The sequence below is a fragment of the Janthinobacterium amylolyticum genome, assembly GCF_051380655.1.
GTDB lineage: Bacteria > Pseudomonadota > Gammaproteobacteria > Burkholderiales > Burkholderiaceae_D > Janthinobacterium.
On record NZ_JBNYXL010000001.1, the window covers coordinates 754,905 to 775,441 of the forward strand.

The 20,537-nt window shown below is 62.3% G+C and carries 19 protein-coding genes; 5 read left to right on the plus strand and 14 right to left on the minus strand.

Translation table 11 applies throughout. From position 1 onward, the window contains the following. Positions 1-2: 2 nt before the first annotated feature. From tssG to ACQ4WR_RS03450, 9 genes are all read right to left on the minus strand, one after another. Positions 3-1,097, minus strand: a complete 1,095-nt coding sequence (gene tssG / locus ACQ4WR_RS03410; RefSeq protein WP_436485320.1) for a type VI secretion system baseplate subunit TssG — start codon at positions 1,095-1,097, stop codon at positions 3-5. Beyond that, positions 1,085-2,836, minus strand: coding sequence for a type VI secretion system baseplate subunit TssF (tssF, locus tag ACQ4WR_RS03415; RefSeq protein WP_436485322.1), 1,752 nt, complete (start codon positions 2,834-2,836; stop codon positions 1,085-1,087). The genes tssG and tssF overlap by 13 nt, the downstream gene beginning before the upstream one ends. Further along, positions 2,833-3,294: a type VI secretion system baseplate subunit TssE gene (tssE, locus tag ACQ4WR_RS03420; protein ID WP_436485324.1), complete on the minus strand. Its 462-nt coding sequence runs from the start codon at positions 3,292-3,294 to the stop codon at positions 2,833-2,835. The genes tssF and tssE overlap by 4 nt, the downstream gene beginning before the upstream one ends. A 307-nt stretch (positions 3,295-3,601) precedes the next feature. Next, positions 3,602-4,336: a hypothetical protein gene (locus ACQ4WR_RS03425; protein ID WP_436485326.1), complete on the minus strand. Its 735-nt coding sequence runs from the start codon at positions 4,334-4,336 to the stop codon at positions 3,602-3,604. Between the two features lie 280 nt (positions 4,337-4,616). Continuing rightward, entirely contained in the window at positions 4,617-5,756 is a 1,140-nt protein-coding gene (locus ACQ4WR_RS03430; protein ID WP_436485328.1) for an eCIS core domain-containing protein, read from the minus strand. Positions 5,757-6,371: 615 nt separating this feature from the next. After that, the gene (locus ACQ4WR_RS03435; RefSeq protein ID WP_102293667.1) at positions 6,372-6,857 is read right to left on the minus strand and encodes an Hcp family type VI secretion system effector; all 486 of its coding nucleotides are present in this window, start codon (positions 6,855-6,857) and stop codon (positions 6,372-6,374) included. A 73-nt stretch (positions 6,858-6,930) separates the two neighbouring features. Next, positions 6,931-8,418, minus strand: coding sequence for a type VI secretion system contractile sheath large subunit (gene tssC / locus ACQ4WR_RS03440; protein ID WP_102293668.1), 1,488 nt, complete (start codon positions 8,416-8,418; stop codon positions 6,931-6,933). Between the two features lie 47 nt (positions 8,419-8,465). Next, a complete protein-coding gene (gene tssB / locus ACQ4WR_RS03445; protein WP_102293669.1) occupies positions 8,466-9,023 on the minus strand; it encodes a type VI secretion system contractile sheath small subunit in 558 nt (185 codons plus the stop codon). A gap of 206 nt (positions 9,024-9,229) precedes the next feature. Then, positions 9,230-10,729 carry a DNA/RNA non-specific endonuclease gene (locus ACQ4WR_RS03450; protein WP_436485330.1) on the minus strand — a complete coding sequence of 500 codons (1,500 nt, stop codon included), beginning with the start codon at positions 10,727-10,729 and terminating at the stop codon, positions 9,230-9,232. A gap of 58 nt (positions 10,730-10,787) precedes the next feature. Between ACQ4WR_RS03450 and ACQ4WR_RS03455 the strand changes: the two genes are divergently transcribed. After that, positions 10,788-14,057, plus strand: coding sequence for an nSTAND1 domain-containing NTPase (locus ACQ4WR_RS03455; protein ID WP_436485332.1), 3,270 nt, complete (start codon positions 10,788-10,790; stop codon positions 14,055-14,057). Positions 14,058-14,068: 11 nt separating this feature from the next. Beyond that, on the plus strand, positions 14,069-14,470 hold the full coding sequence (locus ACQ4WR_RS03460) for a hypothetical protein (protein WP_102293673.1): 402 nt from the start codon (positions 14,069-14,071) through the stop codon (positions 14,468-14,470). Here ACQ4WR_RS03460 and ACQ4WR_RS03465 read toward each other — a convergent pair. The 5 genes from ACQ4WR_RS03465 to ACQ4WR_RS03485 form a co-directional block, all read right to left on the minus strand. Then, the gene (locus ACQ4WR_RS03465; RefSeq protein ID WP_436485333.1) at positions 14,389-15,132 is read right to left on the minus strand and encodes a hypothetical protein; all 744 of its coding nucleotides are present in this window, start codon (positions 15,130-15,132) and stop codon (positions 14,389-14,391) included. The two genes, ACQ4WR_RS03460 and ACQ4WR_RS03465, sit on opposite strands and share 82 nt — an antisense overlap. A gap of 173 nt (positions 15,133-15,305) precedes the next feature. Continuing rightward, on the minus strand, positions 15,306-15,866 hold the full coding sequence (locus ACQ4WR_RS03470) for a hypothetical protein (protein WP_436485335.1): 561 nt from the start codon (positions 15,864-15,866) through the stop codon (positions 15,306-15,308). A 170-nt stretch (positions 15,867-16,036) separates the two neighbouring features. Further along, positions 16,037-16,699, minus strand: coding sequence for a DUF799 domain-containing protein (locus ACQ4WR_RS03475; RefSeq protein WP_102293676.1), 663 nt, complete (start codon positions 16,697-16,699; stop codon positions 16,037-16,039). Continuing rightward, the gene (locus ACQ4WR_RS03480) at positions 16,696-17,067 is read right to left on the minus strand and encodes a DUF4810 domain-containing protein (RefSeq protein WP_258002864.1); all 372 of its coding nucleotides are present in this window, start codon (positions 17,065-17,067) and stop codon (positions 16,696-16,698) included. The genes ACQ4WR_RS03475 and ACQ4WR_RS03480 overlap by 4 nt, the downstream gene beginning before the upstream one ends. 8 nt (positions 17,068-17,075) lie before the next feature. After that, positions 17,076-17,750 (minus strand): CsgG/HfaB family protein, encoded by a 675-nt coding sequence (locus ACQ4WR_RS03485; protein ID WP_046684981.1) that lies wholly within the window; start codon positions 17,748-17,750, stop codon positions 17,076-17,078. A 337-nt stretch (positions 17,751-18,087) separates the two neighbouring features. On the opposite strand from ACQ4WR_RS03485, the gene ACQ4WR_RS03490 reads away from it, so the two are divergent. The 3 genes from ACQ4WR_RS03490 (at position 18,088) to ACQ4WR_RS03500 (ending at position 20,503) form a co-directional block, all read left to right on the plus strand. Beyond that, on the plus strand, positions 18,088-19,302 hold the full coding sequence (locus ACQ4WR_RS03490; protein WP_436485336.1) for a YbfB/YjiJ family MFS transporter: 1,215 nt from the start codon (positions 18,088-18,090) through the stop codon (positions 19,300-19,302). A gap of 93 nt (positions 19,303-19,395) precedes the next feature. Continuing rightward, a complete protein-coding gene (gene sodC / locus ACQ4WR_RS03495; RefSeq protein ID WP_436485337.1) occupies positions 19,396-19,908 on the plus strand; it encodes a superoxide dismutase [Cu-Zn] SodC in 513 nt (170 codons plus the stop codon). Positions 19,909-19,969: 61 nt separating this feature from the next. Continuing rightward, the gene (locus ACQ4WR_RS03500; protein WP_436485338.1) at positions 19,970-20,503 is read left to right on the plus strand and encodes an ankyrin repeat domain-containing protein; all 534 of its coding nucleotides are present in this window, start codon (positions 19,970-19,972) and stop codon (positions 20,501-20,503) included. The last annotated feature ends 34 nt before the right edge of the window (positions 20,504-20,537 follow it).

The window sequence follows — 20,537 nt, forward strand, 5'->3', positions numbered from 1 at the left end:
GCTCAGTTCCATTCGTCTGCGGGGAAGGTGGTGCTCGATTGGGCGCCGGCCGCGTTCAGCACGAAACGCACCGGCTGCACATGCTGGTGCGAGGCCTGGCTGGCGCGGCCGCACAGCCAGGCGCTGTGGCCCAGCCGGGGTGCCAGCACCTGGGTGGCGGGCCGTTCCAGCGTGCTGGCCGGCGGCGCGGCGAGGGTCAGTTCCAGGGTCACCGTCATGCCCCGCTGCAGGTGGCGCGCCACCAGCCAGGCCAGCAGCGCGCATTGCGCACCACCGGGCAGCAGCGCGGCAAACTGCGCTGGCGCCAGCGCCGGTGCCACGAGAGCGATGCCGGCCGACTGGTCCCACGCGCGCGCCCCCAGGCAGGCGCCTCCGCCCAGCGGCTGCGCCCCCATGCCGCGCCGCGCCTGGCGGCCTTGCAGGCTGGCGCGGTCGCTGGCCGCCAGTTCCTGCCAGGCGCCGATGAATTGCTGGCCGCGAAAGGCGATGCCCATGCGGTCGCGCAGCAAGGTCAGCAAGGTGGCCATGGAACGCGGCGCGGCCCCTTGCAAGCCCGCGTGGCGCAGCCAGGCCAGCTCGCCGCCGGGCGCCTGCGCGCCCTCGGCGCGGCCCAGGCCAGACAAGGCATCGAGGCTGCGCGGCAGCGGCGCCGTCGGGCGCTGGCCCGGCTGCGGCACGGGTGCCGCGCTGCCCGGCTGCAGCGCCAGATGGTGCTTGCCGCGCCCGCGATACCAGAAACCCAGCAGGCGCTGGTTGAAGATATCGAGAAAATCGAGGCCGGCGCCGTCGCGCTGGCGCCGGCCCGACAGCAGCAGTTCCGTGAACGGCGCGGCCAGCGGGCCTTGCGCGCCGGCCAGCGACAGCGCCGCCGTGCGCAGGGTCAGGGACGGCCCCGGGCGCGTGCTGTCATCCAGGCTGGCGATGTCGCTGGGCGCGAAGGCCATGTCCACGTGGGCGCCCAGGCGCAGCGCTTCGTCCAGGCCCTGGCCGTGGCCGACTGGCGTGCGCGCGGGAGCGCTGCGTTCGAGCAGGCTGATGGCCTGGAACAGGTTGAAGGTATGCGGCGCGCGGCGCAGCAGTGCGATCAGGTCAGGCATTGTCGTCCCGTCATGGCAGGCCATTGCATCCAGGGTTCGCCGTGGCGCACGACGGACAGGCGCACGAAGGAATTGGCCGTGGTGTACAGGGCGAAGAAGCGCGCCAGCACGCCCGCCAGCACCAGCGGCGAGGTGCCGGCGAAGGCGTCGGTGTCGAATTCGAGCACGATGTCGGTGCCGCGGCAGTGGCCGCGCCAGCCTTCGCTGCCCACGCGCGCCGTGCCGGCGCGGGCCGCCAGGCGCTTGATGCCGCGGATCTGCACCTGGTCGCGCGCGCTGCCGCCGGCAAACAGCAGCAGCATGTCGCGCAGGGTATCGGCGCCCGTGCTGCCGTCGACCAGCGAGCGGTGGTTCAGGCGCAGCAGCGACACCAGCGACCACAGGGCGTGGTTGGCCATGGTGGGCGGGCGCTGCACGCTGGGCTGGTACAGCGCGCGGATGGTGGTGGATGCGGCCACGCCGTCGCCGTAGAAGCGCGTGCCCGGCCCGATCTGTTCGGCCAGCAGGCGGTTGGTGCACAGCAGGCGCGCATAGGCGACCGGTTCGCTCAAGGCCGCCTGCACGTCGCCCCGGTCGACAAAGCCCAGGTACACATCGGTGCCGCTGATGCCCTTGCGCAGGCTGGTTTCGCGGCGCATGGTCCAGCTCAGGGCGACGCCGTCCTCGCCGCCCTCCTCGGCAAACGCGCTGGGAATGTCCACGCTGCGCTCGCCACGCGGGTCGGACACCGTCACGCCCAGGATGGAATGCACTTCCATGACGGCGTCGCGCCGGCGGTCGGGCACCAGCAGGTATTCATAGTGGCGCCGGTCGACGACGACAGGTTCGCTGGTGACGGGAAAGAGATTCAGGGCTGGCACGCAGCCGAGCAGCACGTTGCCCGCGTCGAGCAGCGCCAGCACGGGTGCGCTGTGGCCAAACACCAGGCGCAGCGCGAAGCCGCCACCGCTGCCCAGGCGCCCGCGCAGGCCGCTGACGTCAAAAAACTGGAACTTGCGGGGAAAGGCGAAGTATTCCTGCAGCAAGCCATACGCGGGATGGGCGTGGGCCGGGCCGCCCAGCATGGCCTCGTCCTCGGCAAAGCCCACTTCGGCCAGGTGGCGCGCGGCCAGGTGGTGCACGCCGCCGCTCGACACCACTTCCAGGTGATCGAGGCCGCTGATCAGCATTTCATGCAGCGGCATGGTGGTCAGCAAATCGCCCGACAGGTGCAGGCGCAGGGTGTCGAGTTCCAGCTCGGCCACGTCAACGCCCTCGTCGCAGCGCATGTCCAGGCGCAAGGTGCGCGGGTCTTCCTGCGCGATGGCATGCACGCGCAGCGGCCACAGGGTCGTCTCCCACGCCACCTGGAAGCGGCACTGCTCGCCCGTGGCGGCCGTGGCCGACAGCATGGTGCCGCGCGCCACCCGCGCGCCGACCGTGACCTTGCCTTCCATGGGGTCGAGCGCCATCTGCATCACCGTCATGGCCGGCACGGGCTGCGTCAGACTGGGGCACAGATTGTCCAGCATGGCGGCGGCCACGCTGGGGAAGTCGCGGTCGAGTTCCCGGTGCACGCGGGCGTTCAAAAAGGCCACCGACTGGATCAGGTGTTCCGTGTGCGGGTCGGCCGTCTCGGCCCCCGTCAGCACCAGACGCTGCGCCACCTTCGGATAACGCGCGGCGAAGTCGGCCGACTGCGTGCGCAGGTAGGCCAGTTCGCGCCGGTAGTATTCGAGCAGCTCGTCCTGGGTATTCATGCGCATCGCGCCCCCGTCTGGGCGGCGCGGTCGTCGAGCACCACGTCGAACCGCACCTGGCACAGCTGGCGCCCCAGCATGGCCGCCGCCGCGATGGCCACGCGCGCCGCCGCCGGCTTGTGTGCGTCGGGCGTGACCCGCACCGTCACGCCCGACAGGCGCGGTTCGTACAGGGCGATGGCGCGCGCCAGCACCTGCTGCCACAGGGCCAGGTCGGCGGCCGACTGCGGCGACAGCGCCAGGGTATCGGGCAAGCCGTAATCGAGCACCGTGGGCGCCTCGCCGAGGAACTGCGCGATGCTCAAGCCATTGCGCACATTGAATAGCCGCACCAGGTCCAGCTGCAGCGAATGGCGCAAGCCATCCACATCGAGCACGCGCCCATCGGCGGACGCGGCCAGCTCGCCGCCGAGGCGGTCGAACAGGGGAACTAGCGAACCGGCAGGCGTGGCATGCATGGGAAGCCCATTCAGGTGGTACGGGAAAGTCCAGCGCCCTGCCGTGGCAAGGCGCGCCTGGGGAAACGGAGAGTGCGGATTGATGGTAGGACCGGGGGATGGCGTAACACAAGTAACAGGTGGGTATCAGGGCGGTGGCGGAAGCGGCGACTGTGGGCAGGGCGGGTTCGGCAGCACTGCGCTGCCAGGCGCCGCCGAGGCTGGCGCAATCACGATGACGGGTGGATAAAAATACCGTCGGCGGAGCAGAGCTTGTCTGCATGGCGGACCTGCCCCTCACACCGCCCTGCACACCATCAGGCCAGTGTTACTTGTTTACCACCTGCGGCTTGGTTGCCACCTGCGGGACATAAAAATTCTGATATGGCATGACATAAAGATCTACAGAGGTAGCTGCATCATTTTCTAATGGCACGAAAATAAATGTGCCAGATTTATTATTCATGGAATTGCCACCATTTTCAAATGCCACGATGATCGTCTTGCCATGTTTCATAGCCATGCCAGAAAATGACTTTTGACAAGGACCGCAAGGGGCATGAGATTGCCGAATCAAAACAATCCAGCTCGCATCCAGATATTGGGTAAAAACATAACTCTCATGACATGCACCAGTATCAATTTTTTTTCCGCGACTATTTGTCATTACTGGCTTTACAATCTGGTATGGCTGGCTCCCCACGGAATAACCTGTATAAATAAACTCCATGCCATCCTTTGGAGAACTTGTAACCGTTCCTGCCAACTGGAAATCCGCACCATTATGCACAGCATCAACAAGAACAGGCCATGTCATGGTTTCTGGCAAGACATCGGCTGGCAGTTTACCAAGCTCGGTTATTTTGACTACTTTCATCTTTGCACCGACAGCCGCCAGCTCATCCCAGCTAGGAAGCGCTGCACCAGCAGCAGCTCTGGCGACTGTTTCAGGCTTATGTATGGAACACCGCTCCATCCCAGTGACCTTGTCATATACTGCCTTTTTTTCACAGCCTTTAATTTGACAATAACCATAAGGATTACATCCAGGTTGACTTGACATCCTTACCCCATTTCATTGTATTTTTTAAACGCAAACCTGCACCGGAAGCGGCTTACGGACATTTACAACGCCTAAAAAACCCCAACGATCGGGGAGGTGTTTGTTATGGTTGAGAAGCGCTACGATACGAAAGGACGGGGGGCGTCGAGCCATTGAGCATCGCACACCGCGAATGATGACGGACAGCAGGTTTTGATAGGCGTTCTTCGCCAAACACATGTCGGAATACTGGAAAGGTCCCTCCCTGCTGGCCGTCACTGCCACCTTCAACCCAGCCGCCTTAAACCCCAAGTCCCATATTGCGTAAATGCTGCCGATAAGCGGCAAGCCTCGTTGTCACATTCAGCAGCGAAGCGTAACCCGTTGCTATTAGTGTTGCCTTCGGATTATCCACCTGCGTTCCGCCAAAATCACCGGTGTGATCCGGCCAGTAAAATAAATTTCGCGGATCGTTTGCCAGATTGGCGATCAAATCATCCACTTCCTTGTCCAAATTCGCCTTGGAATAGAACGGCACGCCATTCTTAATTTTCATCTTTATATCTATCATGGGTATTGCGCCGACAGAGAAACTCCAGCCATTGGGGTCATGCAGGCCAAAATAACTGTCCCGGTATGTGAAGCTTTTAGGCAAATTGGGGTTGAGTCCATTCAGAAAATTGACGACAGCCTGCAAATTTCCCTGTTGTGCAAGCGCCCCCTCCACTGCCTTCGCCACGTTGGAGTAGGAAATTGAGTGATTGCAAACCGCACATCCCCTGGCTACCGCGTCGCCATGGCTGTTGTACCCACTCAAATATGCCGCCAGATCCTTTTGCACCACCGCGTGAGCATTACGCGCATGATGCATGCCGGTGACAATGTCGGTGCCGGGACGAACATCGTTGTCAAACGTAAGGTTGGTTTGACACTGTATTGTTCGCCCAGCCATTTTTGATGTTATTTTTTTCAGATTTTGACGGCTGGCCTTGATCTCCGTTTTACCATGTGCGGGCCTACTTGCCAATCCAGCATCGCCGAACCCCGCTCTGCCTTGAATTTGTAGCGCGGCCTGCAAGCCCATCCAGTCAGCCTCAGCTTCCAATAATTCATCTTGGACAAGGCTGATGCCGGTGGGGCATGTAGTCTTCACTCTGCCTGCGCATTGCTGCAGCACATGTGCGAGTTCGTGGCCAAGTAGCTGCTGTCCCGATGCGCTGTCAGGCTGGAATTGGCCTGGCGCAAAATAGATATCAAATCCTAGCGTAAATGCGTTTGCCCCCATTTTTTCCGCCTGAGGCCCCTGATGCACCCGAACCTCGGAAAAATCCACGCCGAAGAAGTGCTCCATACGAGTCTTCACGGGTTCGGGCAAAGGTTCGCCGATACCGCTTTCCAACCCCTGCAGCGTATTTTCAATTGAAATGAAAGTCTGTGCCATACTCGTCCCATCGTTCGAAATTGAATATTCATCATGCACATGGTCATCGGCATACAACGATACCTTGGCATTGCGCGCCCGGATATTACTTCAGGGAAAACAGCCAGGAATATGGGGACCACGCCATTTTTCCACGCTGCCAGTAATGCGCAGCATATGAAGCTACTTTTTTCACAAGCATGAACTCTTCAAAATGGACGGCGGGCCGGACATTCGAATATTTAGCCAAATGTATGTCGGAATAATGGATCTGCCGCCATCGCTTGCTGGCCGCCGCAATTAAATACATCCAGGCAGAAAATGCCCGAGGCTAAATTCGTGTCTGAATGGCAGACCTGGGCCAATCTGTAAGCCGTGTGACATCGATCCGCCATTCAGAAAAGTTGCTCAGTCTAAACGCCTATCAGTTTATCGACGCGACTTCACTATGCCGCCAGTACACTCTGCCAGAGGACATCTTTTTTTCAAATTTCCCGTGCGCTGGTATCAAAATACAATAGTTGCTAGCCTCGCCGCTACCTGGCGCTTAGACATGCGATTCAGTACCCGACGCTACCGTGACGAACTGATGTCCGATATCAATTTACCATCTATATGCGCGGCTAGCGAACAGGATCAATCCGCCTTCATCGTCTCCAGGTTCCAGTTCCACGTGCCCGTGCCCTTGGAGGTGGAATCCGTTTTCTGCTGCGTGAAGTCGGCCTTGATCTTGGTGAAGTTGATCGAGAACGAGTCGTTCGGGATACCGCCGCCGCCGCTGCAGCTCATTTGCGAAATCATGGCGTTGTCCATGACGTAGGTCATGAAGTTCATGTACACGCCGTTTTCCACGCGGCCGATGTTCAGCTTGGCGGGACCGATCTTGGTGCCCTGGGTGCAGGCCTTGAACAGTTCCGTGGTCGACAGGTCGGACGACTTGGAGAATGACATTTCCGACAGCACGGCGCGGCCCATGGTGCGTTCCGTGTTGCCCGCGTCGCTGCCCATCGGCAGGTAGGCATTGTGGGAGAACGAGCTGACGATGATCTTGTCGGGATAGCCGGTGATGGTGCAGTTGCCCTTGATGGTGGCGCCCAGATCGAGGATGAGTACGTCTGACATGAATAGCTCCGTAAGGTGAACGCGGCGGCGGCATCATGCCGCTGCCGTGCGTCGATGCGTTGGAAAAGTACGATCAAGCGGCCGAGGCCGGCAATTCCGCCACCAGGCGTATCGAGGTGGTCAGCTCCTCCATCTGGAAGTGCGGCTTGAGGAACACGGTGGCCGAGTAGGCACCCGGCTTGCCGGCCACTTCAGTCACGTCGACCCGCCCCTCGGACAGCGGGAAGCGCGCCTTCTCGCCCTGCGAGGCGTTGGAACTGAGCAGCACATAGTCGCTGAGCCAGTTGTTGAGGAAGTTTTCCACGCTCGAGCGCGTCTGGAAGCTGCCTACCTTGTCGCGCATGATCACCTTGATGTAATGGGCGAAGCGCGAGGCGGCCAGCACGTACGGCAGCCGCGAGGACAGCGCCGCATTGGCGTTGGCCGCGTCCAGGTTGTACAGTTTGGGCTTGTTGACGGACTGGCCGCCAAAGAAGGCCGCCATGTCCGAACCTTTGGAATTGACCACCGCGATGAAGCCGAGATCGTTGAGTTCCTTTTCGCGCCGGTCCGTGATCGCCACTTCGGTCGGGCATTTGAGTACCACGTCGCCCTCGTCCGTCTTGAACGAGTGCGCCGTCAGGCCCGTGATCTTGCCGCCGCCTTCGACGCCGCGGATGGCCGTCGTCCAGCTGTGCTTGGCGAAGGAATCCGTGATGCGCAGGCCCAGCTGATAGGCCGCATTGGCCCACAGGTATTTGCTGTGGTCCTTGCCGTCGACATCTTCCTCGTAGGCAAACGACTCGACCGGGTTGGTCTTGGCACCGTACGGCAGGCGCGCCGCGTAGCGCGGCAGCACCAGGGCCACGTAGCGCGAGTCTTCCGTTTCGCGGAAACCGCGCCAGGTGGTCAGCTCGGCGCTCTCGAAGATTTTCGACAGGTCGCGCGGCACGCCCAGTTCTGTAAACGAGTTCATGTCGAACAGCGATGGCGACGCGGCGGCGATGAATGGCGCATGGGCGGCGGCGGCCACCTTCGACAGGCGCTGCAGCAAGGCCATGTCGGCCGCATCGCGGCCAAAGTAATAGTCGCCGATGAACAGCGAGTAGGGATGGCCGCCAAAGGTGCCGTATTCCTCTTCATACACTTTCTTGAAGAGCACGCTCATGTCGTGGTCGACGGCACCTTCGAGGTCTTTCAGCAATTCCTTCTTCGACACGTTGAGCAGGCGCAGTTTCAGCTTGCTGCCCGTTTCCGTGCCCATCACCATGTCGTGCAAGCCGCGCCATGAGCCTTCCAGCGCCTGGAAATCCTTGTCGTGCACGATGGCATTGATCTGCTCGCTGAGGATCTTGTCGATCTGCGCCACGCGCTCGTTGATCATGGTGACGATGCCCTTGTCGGGCGCTTTTTTCATGCCTTCGTCGAGCACCTGGGTGGCGAACTGCCCCAGGAGCGTGCGCGCGTAGGCGTTTTGCGATGGCTCGACTGCCATTTTTCCTTCCTGGACGATGCGATCCAACAGGCTGATTTCCTGGTTGGTGGTGCTTGCACCGGCCTGTACCGCTTGCTTGCTGGCCATGATGGTTTCTTTCTCTGAATGTGGGAGAAAACAGCGCGTGGGCGCTATCAGGATGCGGCGGGCTCGGCGCTCTCGGCGGCCGCTTCCGGCGCCGGCGACGTGGCGGCCGGAGTGGCCGCGCCGCCCTCCGCTTGCAGGGTCTTGAGCTCTTCCGTGTTCTGCACGATGTTTTCCAGCAAGGAGTCGAGCTCGTCGTTGCCATCGAGCTTGCCCAGCAGATCGCGCAATTGCTGGCGCGCTTCCAGCAGCTTGGCCAGCCGCGGGATCTGCCTGGTGATGGCTTCAGGATGGAAATCGTCGAAGTGCTTGAAGTTCAGTTCGATCTTCAGGTTGCCGTCCTTTTTATACGTATCCGGCACGGACAGGTCGAGGCGCGGCGCGATCTTCGCCATGACTTCGTTGAAATTGTCGCGGTCGATATCGACCAGGCGGCGCGCCTTGAGTTTCGGCGGCGCCACCAGCGGCTGGCCGGACAGGTCGGCCAGCAGGCCCACCACCAGCGGCAATTCTTTCTTCTCGATGGCGCCACCTACTTCCACGTCGTAGGTAATCTGCACGCGCGGCGGACGGTTGCGTCCCACCCATTTTTGCAAGCTGTCTGACATCACACCCTCACTAGAAATTTTATGCAGCGGAGAGACGGCCTGGTGGGTGGGTGAAGCGCCGTACAGCTTGCGCAAGCCCGGGCCAACCGTTGAAGATACCGTCCACACATGGGGTAAATCGGGTAGTTCGGAAATGATGGTAGGACTGCGTTGCGGCGTAACACAAGTATCAACGCGGTATCACATGGCGCCGGCCACGCCGCTCCTTAACGGGAAAACAGCATGCGCGTGCGTGCGACGGCGCCCTGTTCAATCACATTGTCCGACTTGGAGCGGTTCCAGCGCCCGCTGACCACTTGCGCATTGCTGAATGCATCGATGCCGTTTCCCACCCCGGCCTTGGCAACTACATGGTCGACCTGCGGCGCAAACGCCGTGGAATTCAGGAAAAGCGCACCCCGTGGCACCTTCAGGCCCGGTGCCAGGTTGACGGCCCGCACCCACTCGCGCACGGCATATTCGTAGCGCCCCATGGTCGCGACCTCGCCGGAACGCGAGGCGTAATCCACCACTACTTGACGATAGACTTCGTCGTCCTCGTGGTCCGAGATAATCAGCTGGCGATTGCCATGCAGGATCAGGTTTGCGGCAAAGATCAATTCGCGCTGCCAGTCTGAAAAGCCCTTGGACTGGAAACACCGGCCCAGGGTTTTCCTTTCCAGCCGGGGATGGACGCCCTGCAGCTCCCCTCTCTCCAGCATGTAGTCCAGCACGGCATAAGGACGGCGGTGCGCGGGCGGCAGCTGGAAGGTGTGGCGCAACGCCTGCCCCGTATCTTCCAGCGTCCAGTTCGCATGCAACATGGCGCGGCGGGCGTCGAGCATGGGAACGCGCAAGGTTTCGGCCAGTTCGCACAGGCTGGCCAGCGTCAAGGTTCCCACCACCGATTCGTGTTCAGGCAGGATGGGACTTGGCAAGCCCGGGCTGAGATTGCGCGTCAGAATGTGGGCGTAGTTGAACGGGTTGAACAGCCGCCCTATGTTTTCCTGGTAGCCGCGCGGGATATCACCGAACAGGGCATTTGGACGGGCCAGAACGTTTTCCCAGCCAACCATCTCACGCAGCGCATCTTTTCTCCCGAAACTGTACAGGTTGACGGCGTAGCGCGACGGTATGCGCGGATCTTGCCCGGCGTATTCGCAGTCGATTTTCATGCCCAGCATGGTGCCGGGGTGCTGCAGGCCGAGCGCCTTCAGCGTCCCTTCCACCTCGTTCTTCCAGGTTTGCTGGTTGAACGCACGCGGCATGGGAACAAGGTTGCGTTCATTGTCTTCACCGCCGAACACATCGGCCAGCAGATGCCCGCGCTCCGTATGCGGCGGCATTTCGTCATAGTCGTCGCCGAGATGGAACGGTCCGCCACCGGCCACGCGCAAGGCCAGCGGATAGGAGATCAGGCTGCTGCGTTCCTGGCCATTCCCGGCGCTGGCGTCGAGCAAGGCGTACATCTGCGTGACGCGTTCGCGCAGCTGCGTGACGGAAGCGAGGCCAACGGGCATGTGCAGCGCAGGCTGATGCATGAAAGTCTGTATTTCCACACTCCAGGCTAAGATTTTTGGCATCGCTTCACGCTCCTGTTGACGCTTCCGTCGGCGAGAAAAGTCTAGTTGGCGGCGTCCGCGTAACACAAGTAACAACAGCCGGCTGCCTGCCGCGGAATTGCTGGCGATACGGGAAATAACCGTGATAAGATATAAAAATTGCATCTAAGTAACATATCGCCATGTTCCCGTTACGCACCTCTCCCCTGCCCCTTGCCGCCACATGAAAAGCCGCTTCCGCTTTGGTGCCTGGTTCGTCCATCCATCCACCAACAGCATCGATAATGGCGACGAGCGGCGCCAGATGGAACCGCGCACCATGGATGTGCTCCTGGCGCTGTGCATGGCCAAGGGCGACATCGTCAGCGCGGATGAGCTGCTGGCGCAATGCTGGGGCAGCACCCTGTACGGCGACAGCCCCGTGCACAAGAATATCGCGCAACTACGCCGCATCCTCGGCGATAACGCCACTTCTCCCGTCTACATTGAAACCATACGCAAGCGCGGCTACCGCGCCCTGGCGCCCCTGGAATTTGATGTGCGGGACAGCGCGGCACGCAAGAACTGGCGGACAGGCTCGCCGTTTCGCGGCTTGCTGGCCTTCGATGAAAGCCATGCGGACGTGTTTTTCGGGCGCGATGAAAGCATCCGCCAGCTGTGCGACGCCGTGCAGGCGCAAGTCAACAGCGGCTTTGCGCTGATGCTGGTGCTGGGCCCCAGCGGCTCTGGCAAGACTTCGCTGATCCAGGCAGGCCTGCTGCCCGCCTTGTCGCGCGAACGCGCGGGCGCCGAAACGCGCTTGCTGGCCAGCACTACCTTCGACCTGATCGACCAGGGCGAACAGACCCTGTTTACGGCACTGGCGGGCACACTGCTGGACTTGCAATGGGAAGACCGCTGGGCGTTTCCCGGCGAGAACGCCGTCTCCCTCGGCACGCGCCTGGAACAGGGCTGCGCCAGCGTCATCGCCGAACTGGCCGCCGCGCTGGCCGAGCGCAAGCCGCCTGGCACGCGCTTTGGCATCTTCATCGACCGCTTCGAGGCGCTGTTCAACGTCACGCGCATCAGCGAGCCGCAGCGGCGCGCTTTCCTGCACACGCTGGAACAGCTGGCGCGCAGCAGCGTCGCCGTGCTGGTGCTTGCCTGCCGCAATGATTTCTATCCCAGCCTGGCCCGCTATGCCCTGCTGACCGAAGGCAAGCGTCACGGCGGCCACTTCGACCTGGGCCCGCCTGGCGTCAGCGACTTTGCGGAAATCATCCGCAAGCCGGCGGCGGCGGCCAGGCTGACGTTCGGCGTCGACCCCGTCTCGCTGGCGCGGCTCGATGATGTGCTGTGCAAATGCGCGGCCGACAGTCCCGACGCCCTGCCCCTGCTGCAATACTGCCTGCAGGAGCTGTACCGCATGCGCATGCCCGACGGTGAACTGAGCTTCGATGCCTTCCACCAGCTGGGTGATCTGGAAGGAGCCATCGGCCTGCGCGCCGAGCAGGTCGTGCTGGCCATGAGCGAGGCCCAGCAGGCATTCCTGCCGCACATCATGTCCCTCGTCAGCGTGCTGTCGATCGATGAGGAAAATGTCAGCAGCCAGCGCGCGCCGTGGTCGGCCCTGCGCGGCGAGGCGGCGCGCCAGGCGATGGATGCGCTGGTCGAATCGCGCCTGTTCGTCAGCGACCTGGTGGGCGGCGTGCCCGTGTTCGGCATCGCCCATGACGCCATCCTGCGGCGCTGGCCACGCATGACGGACTGGATCACGGCGCACCGCGGTGCCTTGCGCGCGCGCGGACGCCTGGCACAGCAGGCGGGACGCTGGCGCGACGAAGGCCGGCCCGTGGACTTTTTATTGCCACAAGGAAAGCCACTCGATGAAGCGAAGGAGCTGCGGCAGGCGGGCGTGCTGTCGCTGACGGAACTGGAAAGCGAATTCATCCGCAGTTCCGAGCGGCGCGCGCGCCAGCGCGACCGCGTGCGCGTGCTGGCCCTGGCGCTGATCGTGGTACTGGCGCTGCTGGCGTCGATCCTTGGCCTGAGTGCGCTGGCGGCCAAGCGCACGGCGGAATTGCGGCGCGGCGAAGCGGAAAGCCTGATGGACTACATGCTGGGCGACTTCGCCGACAAGCTGCGTCCGCTGGGACGCCTGGAATTCCTCGAATCGGTCAGCCTGAAGGCCCTGCATTACCTGAGCGGCTCGCAAGGCGATGACCTGAGCCCGAACGCGCTGACCTTGCGCGCCCGGGCCTTGCAAGTCATCGGCGAAGTAAGCCGTTCCCGAGGCGACTCGAAGCACGCCATCGATGCCTTGCAGCAAGCAAACGCCATCCTGATGCGCCAGCACCGCATGGCGCCGCAAGATACCCAGGTGCTGAAGAACCTGGGCGCGAACGCCTACTGGGTGGGGCAAATGCACAAGGACCAGAACAACTGGCAGGCGGCCGAAGATGCCTGGCGCGAGTACCAGAAGTTTGCCGACCTGCTGCACCGGCTGGAACCGGAAAATGTCGAGTGGTGGGTGGAGCAATCGTATGCCCACAACAACCTGGGCGCACTGGCGCAGACGCGCGGCATGCCGCAGCAGGCCGTGCCGCAGTTCGTGCAATCGATCGCCCTGAAACGGCGCGCGCTGGAACACGCGCCCAACTCGCACAGCGTGGCCGCCGAGCTGGCCGACAGCTATTCCTGGCTGGCCTCGGCCAAGGAGTCGCTGGGCGAACTGGACGAGGCACAGCAGCTGTATGCGCACGAAATGCAGCTGGCGCTGGGCCTGCGCGAACGCTTTCCCGGCGAATCGATGTGGATCTACCGCCTCGTGCGTGCCTTGCAGCACCGGGCCATGCTGGGCGTGGCGCGCGGCATGGATGCCGAAGCGCTGCGCGACTACGACGAAGCGAAGCAACTGTTTACCCAAATCGTGGGGCAGGACCGCAACAACCGGGCCTGGCAGGGAGAGTTGACGAACCTGGAACAGGAACGGCTGCGCGTGCTCGCCCGTGGCATGCCGGCGGAGAAGGCACTGCCGAGGCTGACGGCCGTGCATGCGCAGCTGCAAGCCATGCTGGCGCTCGATCCGAAGAATGCGTCCTGGGCGCGCCGCGAAGCGCTCGCCCGCGCCCGCATGGGGGGCGCGCTGCGGGCAACGGGCCAAGTGCAAGCGGCACAGAAAGAGATCGGCAAAGCAGGCGCGGCCCTGCAACAACTGTACGCTCGCAACCCCTCCAGCCTGAGCGGCCGGCTGGCGCTGATCGAAACCTTGCTGCTGCAGGCAACGTTGCAACACGAACAAAAAGATTTCATATCATTAATGATGACTTGTAAACAAGCGTATGGCATGATCAAGGAGGAAGGCGCTTCAACGATGAACCATCAAATCCTCGATCCCTGGGTGCGCGTGAATGCCTGCCTGCAGAACGATGAGGCAGTCCAGCTGGCGGCCAGCCGCCTGAAGCAGATCGGTTATCGCGAACAATCTTACGTCCACTTCATCTCCACCCGATAGGAAGGAAGCATATGAAATTTGCCACACCGCAGCGTACCATCACCATCAGCATCCTCGGCACCGACCACAACGCGCAAGCCCTGTACAGCTTCTGGTCGCCTCTTTCCGGCCTCAGCTATCAAAACAGCCCCAGCTGCGACATCAATTGCAACCAGCCCACCGATTGCCTGTTCATCCTCGACTTCGAAGCGACGCGCCATGGCTGGACGATCGTCAACACCACGCCAAAAGGCAGCTCGCCTGTGCTGGAACAAGTACCTGGCGCAAGACACCTGTCGGTGATGACCATCAATCCGTACACCTCGCTCGACACCTACAACTTCTATATCAACTACCGCAACACCATCACTGGCGCCGAGCTGGCGATCGATCCCCAGGAGGGCAATATCCCCCCGCTCCAACCAACCATGTAATGCTGGAGCTGGCCACAGATTGCACTGGCCAGCTCTTCCTGCAAATGCATGCCCAGTTCGCCCTCGCGATCGAACTGCGACAGCCACGCGATCTGCCCCGCATCGGCATCGACGAGGCGCATGCTGACGCGCACATGGCTGTGCTCGACGCGGATGCTGCCCTCCAGGCGGTGCGCCAACCCCAGCCTGGCAGCGCCAGCCGATACCGGACTCGCCTCGACCAAGCGGACGGCTGCGCCAAAAGTCTGATACAGCTTGTAGCCCAATTCTTCTTCCAGGCCGCTGACGAAGGCATTGCCACCGTTCTCGCAGGTCAGGTTGCGCAGTGGCGCCAGTTGCAACTGCTGTTGCGGCGGGGGCCGCGACGCTGGCTCGCATGGCGTCAACACGGGTATATATTTGCCTAGCGGAATACTGATCCGCACGCCGGGCGACGTTGCCAGGCAGGCGTAATACGCTGCCAGGCGCCCGCGCAAGCGGCCCATCTGTACCCGCACGACAGGATCGAGGCCCGTGTCATACAGGTGCGCGTCGCGGCGAAACACTTCCAGGCCGATCGCATATTCGCTGATCTGATGCTCGAGGCCGCCCAGCTTTTTTTCCACCAGGTAGGACAGCAGCCGGCACATGCGCGGCGCCTTGACAAACGTGGGACTGGCCAAAAGTTGCCGCACTGACAACCAAACCGCATCTTGCGAAACAGGGATATCATGGGCTTGCGCCGGCAGCTTGAGTCGAGCATTCATGAGAGATTCCGGTGAGTAGCATTTTCCAAAGGGAGTGTGTTGCGTGTTGGAAATTACTCTAACGGAAGCGTTGAATGCTTACCTTACGATCACCTTACGGTGCATTTTTCCTTGATTTGGCCCGTGCACGCGGGGCAAAGGGCCTCAGCGGCCACGCAAAAATTGCCGCAGGCGCGCAAGGGAAGAAAGCGGGGGTCGCCCTCCAGCTTAGCGTGCACGTCCGCCAGCAAGGGTGCCAAGGCGCGAGGCACCGGCGCAGCGACATAGGCTTGCGCCAGCCCGAAGGGATCGACCGGCATGGCCGCCTGTGCGGGTTTGGCAAACTTCCCCACCGCGTATCGCGCATGCAGCGGCGACCCGGGCGCGTCGTTAACATACCAGCAGCCATCATATTGCTGCACAAACACTTCGCCGAGAAAATAGGCGATGCGCGCCGTCAGCCAGGTCCGGTCCGCCTCATCGGCAACGGCCATGTCGCGCAGGGCCTGTTCGACCAGTGGCACGTACTGCGCCGCCTGCTTCAACACGGGTGCAGCGGGCTCGATGCCGATGCGGCCGATGAAATCGACCAGCACTTGCGCCAGTTCCTGATGGAAAACGGTGAAATTGGCCTGTCTTGCGGAGAGTTGCGCTGCGTTCTCGTTCGGCATGTTGCTCTATGATAGGCGTGATTAGTCAGCAAAGGATTATTCAGTAATGTGATGCCTGCCTAGCTGGAACGGGCATTCTTTACTCGGAACGGGCTGGTCCACGCTACCGCGCGGCAAACGCCACCGCGCGGCAAGGCCCGGCAGGGCCCGCGCGCGGTGGTGCGACGCGCTTACTGCGCCAGGTAGCGTTCCGAACGGGGACCGTACAGCAGGCCGTTGGGGACCCCGGCCGACAGCAGGCGCGCATTCGCCGTGCCGGCGATAGGATGGCTGGCATCGGTCGTGGTGTTGATGATCTGCTTGACCGCCGCCGTCACCAGCGCGCCGATCAGGCCGCCACCACCGTTATTGTTGCCTTCATTGCTAGATGCGCTGGCCGCGCCCTGCCACAGCAAGACGCCCGTCTTCAGGTCGACCAGCTTGGCATCAACCGACACCACCGTCACGCTGTCGATCACGGCGTACGTCGTGCCGTACTTGGAAATCGTCACGTACAGGCCCGCATCGGCGCCAAAGATCTCGTTGAGCTTCTTGGCATCGACGCCGTGGATATCGGCGGCGTTCGTCAAGCCGTTCTGCTTGAAGGTCTCGCCCACCACGGCCACCGGCAGCACATAATATCCCGCTTCGGCCAGCGGATATGTCACTTGCGCGTAGACGCTGTTGCCGGCATTGACTTCCGGTGAATTGTTCAACGGCGGCAAGACCACGATCGAGCGGGGCTTGGCCGCCTTGAAGGCCGTATAGTCATAGGCCGCCTGTTTGGTGGCGCAACCGACCATGAAGATGGCGGGACCCAGGCACAGGGCCATTTTCAACATGCGCGACATCATAATTTTTCGCCTTTTTTCATTTTACCCAACAGGAAGTCCATGTACGGCGCCGATTCCGGGAACAGCTTCTTCTCGTCTTCGAACTGCGCGGCGACCTGTTCCGGCTTGCCGGCGATCGAGTACAGCATGCCCAGGTGGGCGTGGAAACCCGGCGGCGCGTGGTTGCCCTTCGCGGCTATCACTTGCAAGTCTTTTTCCATGGCGGCAATCTGCTGCTCCGGGCTTTCACCCTTCAGGTATTCATACACTTGCGGCTGGTAGCCTTCCCATTGATACAGGGTCTTCGATTGCGTGGCGCAACCGGTCAGTGCGGCGCAGGCGAGCAGCGCCAGCAGGGCAGCGCCCTTGTTCATCATTGTCTGTTTCATGGGATACCTTATTGTTTGCGCAGTGCGCCCGCTTCGACACCGGCAACCAGGCGCTCGACGGCTTCGCGCATGGCCAGATCCAATACCTTGCCGTTGAGGGTGGCGTCATAGCTGGCGGTGCCGCCAAAGCCCAGCACTTCGCGGTTCGACAGGCTGTATTCACCGGCGCCGCCGGCCGAAAACACGACTTCGGACGTAGCGATGTTGACGACGTTCAAGGTGACCTTGGCGTACGCCACTTGCGTCTTGCCGCGGCCCATGATACCGAACAACTGCTTGTCGCCCACTTCCTTGCGGCCGAATTCGGTAACGTCGCCCGTGACGACGAAGTCCGCGCCCTTGATGTTCTGGCCCTGCTTCTTGAAGTCCGCTTCCTGCTTGAGTTCGGCCATGTTGTCACGGTCGAGCACGTTGAAACGGTTGGACGTCTGCAGGTGCGCAATCAAAATCGTCTTCGACTGGCTGCCCAGGCGGTCGACGCCGTCGGAAAAGATGCCGCGCATGAAATTGGAGCGGTTGTCGAATTTTCCGACCGCGATCAGGGTGCGTGGACCAACGTAGGGACGGGCGGCGCTGGCGACCGTGGGAACAGCCAGGGCTTGCGACGATTCGGAAGCGCAGCCAGCTAATGCCGCGCCAATCAGCGCTGCGATCAACAACGCGCCAGGTTTATTCTTATTCATAGTGCCCTTATGAGATATAGGATCAGGAGTAACTCGCGAAATTGAATTTAGGCAAGTTAATTTCCTAAATGCAATTATATGAGATTGCATGTCTCACAATTCTCTCCAAAAGTCACAATGATAATAATTGCATTATTGCCAGCAACAATTCCTGTTCTCTACGTCGCCAGCGATTGCTTGACTTGTAAACTGATATTCATTAACTTACTAGTAAATTATTGCTAAACAAGAATGTGCGGCACGCTGCGTAGCGCGCCGCCGCCAACAGACCCTGCCAGCCGGCAAACCGCAGTGCGGCGGCCGGCTTCACCGCACGCTGCCACCTACACGGGTCTCCATGCCGTCACACGACCACTCTCCTGCCCATCCGCTGGCCACCGCCCTGGCGCTCTCGCTGGGCGCCGCCATCGCCCTCGGCCTGTCGCGCTTTTCGTATGGCTTGCTGCTGCCGCCCATGCGCGACGACCTGGGCTGGTCCTACCTGCTGGCGGGGGCCATGAATACTTTCAATGCGCTCGGCTACTTTCTCGGCGCCCTGGCCACGCCGCCCCTGATGCGCCGCCTGGGCGTGTGGCGCCTGCTGATGGCCGGCTGCGTGCTGGCGAGCATCTTCATGCTGATCTCGGGCCTGGTCAGCGACACGGCCGCCCTGTTCCTGCAGCGCGTGTGCGCGGGCGTGGCCAGCGCCTTCATTTTCATCGCCGGCGGCGTGCTGGCGGCGCGGCTCGGCTCCATGCACAGCCAGCGCGCCGGCTTCTATATCGGCCTGTACTACGGCGGCACGGGTTTCGGCATCGCGCTGTCGGCCCTGCTGGTGCCGGTCGCCTTGGGTGCAGCGCATGACCACGGTGCCGCGCACGCCTGGCAATGGCCATGGCTGGCACTGGGCGTCGCCTGCCTGCTGGCCACCGCCATCATGGCGGCACCGGCCAGGGCCATCGGCGAAGCGCCGCGCGCTCCCGACAAAGGACGGCGCTTCGCCTGGCGCGACTTTGCCCCCAGTCTGGCCGGCTACTTCATGTTTGGCGTCGGCTACATCGGCTATATGACCTTTGTCATCGCCCTGCTCAGGCAGCAAGGCATGACGCCCACCCTCGTCACCATCTTCTACACCTTGCTGGGGCTGGCGGTGGTGGCGTCGTCGCGCATCTGGGCGCGCATGCTGGACCGCTACAAGGGCGGCGAATCGCTGGCCATTTTGAATTGCCTGCTGGGCGTGGTAACCGTGCTGCCGGCGCTGACCAGCTTTGCCCCCGTGGTTTTCCTCTCGGGCCTGGTCTTCGGCGGCGTATTCCTGTCCGTCGTCGCCTCGACCACGGCGCTGGTGCGGCATAACCTGCCGCAGGCATCGTGGACGGCCGGCATCAGCGCCTATACGACGGTGTTCGCGCTGGGGCAGATCGCCGGCCCCATCGTCGTCGGCTGGATCGCCGATGGCCCGGCGGGCCTGGAACGGGGCTTGATCGCCTCGGCCATCGCCTTGTTCATCGGCGCTGTGCTGGCCGCGCGGCAAAAAGCGCTGGCGCCGCCGGTGGCCGGGGTGCATGGCTAACGGCAAGCGGGCGCGGTAAATCCAGGCACGATGCGACAATGTCCACGGCAAGGGGCCTGGCCCTGTTCGACAAGCGAGATTGAGGAGATACGCATGAAACTAGTATTGACGGCAGTGCTGCTATGCGGCGCGCCTTTGGCGCAGGCGCAAACGGTGGAATTGTTCTTTGCCGGGCCGAATGGCGCCGAACAGGCGGCAGGCACCATCAGCATCACGCAGACGCCCTACGGCGCCCTGCTCACGCCGGACCTGAAGGGCTTGCCCGCAGGCACGCACGGCTTCCACCTGCACGAAAAACCGTCGTGCGACGCCACCGTCACCGACGGCAAGCCGACGCCAGCCGGCGCAGCGGGCGGCCACTGGGATCCGGCCAAGACGGCGGCGCACAAGGGACCGTACGACGCGACCGGCCACCAGGGCGACTTGCCCGCCATCTACGTCGCAGCCGATGGCACGGCTACCTACCCGGTGCTGGCACCGCGCCTGAAGGCCGATGCATTCAAGGGCCACGCCCTGATGGTGCACGTGGGCGGCGACAACCACAGCGACCACCCGGAAAAACTCGGCGGCGGCGGCGCGCGCATGGCCTGCGGCGTGGTGAAGTAAGACAGGCGGGGCGCAGGCATAGTAAGCTGGGCGCCCCGACCACTTTTGCGGAAAGAACCCCATGAACGCCGAAACACCGACAACCCCGCCGACGATGGATGCCGAGACGCTGGCCTTCATCCAGGGCCTGTTCGCCCTGGTGCGCGAAGGCGACACGCAGCAGCTGGGCGCCATGCTGGCGTACGGCGTGCCCGTCAACTTCCGCAATGAAAAAGGCGACAGCCTGATCATGCTGGCCGCTTACCACGGCCACCTGGAAACCTCGCGTCTGCTGCTCGAAGCGGGTGCCGACGCCAACGTGCCCAACGACCAGGGCCAGACGCCGCTGGCCGGCGTGGCCTACAAGGGCTACCTGGAGATCGCCGAGCTGCTGCTGCGGCATGGCGCCAGCGTGGAAGGCGCCAGCCCGGACGGCAAGACGCCGTTGATGATGGCCGCCATGTTCAACCGCCTGGCCATCCTGGAACTGCTGCTGCGACACGGCGCCCGCATCGACGCCGCCGACAGCCGAGGCATGCGCGCCGTCACCCTGGCCAAGTCCATGAATGCGCAAGATACCCTGGGCAAGCTGGTCAGCCTGGGGCAGACGGCTTAGGCTACGCGCCCAGTCCGGCAGTCCGGCAGTATTG

Coding starts and splice junctions, on each gene's coding strand:
- ACQ4WR_RS03455 (WP_436485332.1), top strand. CDS start 10,788: ATGAAAAGCCGCTTCCGCTTTGGTGCCTGGTTCGTCCATCCATCCACC.
- tssF (WP_436485322.1), bottom strand. CDS start 2,836: ATGAATACCCAGGACGAGCTGCTCGAATACTACCGGCGCGAACTGGCC.
- tssC (WP_102293668.1), bottom strand. CDS start 8,418: ATGGCCAGCAAGCAAGCGGTACAGGCCGGTGCAAGCACCACCAACCAG.
- ACQ4WR_RS03460 (WP_102293673.1), top strand. CDS start 14,069: ATGAAATTTGCCACACCGCAGCGTACCATCACCATCAGCATCCTCGGC.
- ACQ4WR_RS03480 (WP_258002864.1), bottom strand. CDS start 17,067: ATGAAACAGACAATGATGAACAAGGGCGCTGCCCTGCTGGCGCTGCTC.
- ACQ4WR_RS03490 (WP_436485336.1), top strand. CDS start 18,088: ATGCCGTCACACGACCACTCTCCTGCCCATCCGCTGGCCACCGCCCTG.
- ACQ4WR_RS03430 (WP_436485328.1), bottom strand. CDS start 5,756: ATGGCACAGACTTTCATTTCAATTGAAAATACGCTGCAGGGGTTGGAA.
- tssE (WP_436485324.1), bottom strand. CDS start 3,294: ATGCATGCCACGCCTGCCGGTTCGCTAGTTCCCCTGTTCGACCGCCTC.
- ACQ4WR_RS03470 (WP_436485335.1), bottom strand. CDS start 15,866: ATGCCGAACGAGAACGCAGCGCAACTCTCCGCAAGACAGGCCAATTTC.
- ACQ4WR_RS03485 (WP_046684981.1), bottom strand. CDS start 17,750: ATGAATAAGAATAAACCTGGCGCGTTGTTGATCGCAGCGCTGATTGGC.
- tssB (WP_102293669.1), bottom strand. CDS start 9,023: ATGTCAGACAGCTTGCAAAAATGGGTGGGACGCAACCGTCCGCCGCGC.
- sodC (WP_436485337.1), top strand. CDS start 19,396: ATGAAACTAGTATTGACGGCAGTGCTGCTATGCGGCGCGCCTTTGGCG.
- ACQ4WR_RS03475 (WP_102293676.1), bottom strand. CDS start 16,699: ATGATGTCGCGCATGTTGAAAATGGCCCTGTGCCTGGGTCCCGCCATC.
- ACQ4WR_RS03435 (WP_102293667.1), bottom strand. CDS start 6,857: ATGTCAGACGTACTCATCCTCGATCTGGGCGCCACCATCAAGGGCAAC.
- ACQ4WR_RS03450 (WP_436485330.1), bottom strand. CDS start 10,729: ATGCAATTTTTATATCTTATCACGGTTATTTCCCGTATCGCCAGCAAT.
- ACQ4WR_RS03500 (WP_436485338.1), top strand. CDS start 19,970: ATGAACGCCGAAACACCGACAACCCCGCCGACGATGGATGCCGAGACG.
- ACQ4WR_RS03425 (WP_436485326.1), bottom strand. CDS start 4,336: ATGTCAAGTCAACCTGGATGTAATCCTTATGGTTATTGTCAAATTAAA.
- tssG (WP_436485320.1), bottom strand. CDS start 1,097: ATGCCTGACCTGATCGCACTGCTGCGCCGCGCGCCGCATACCTTCAAC.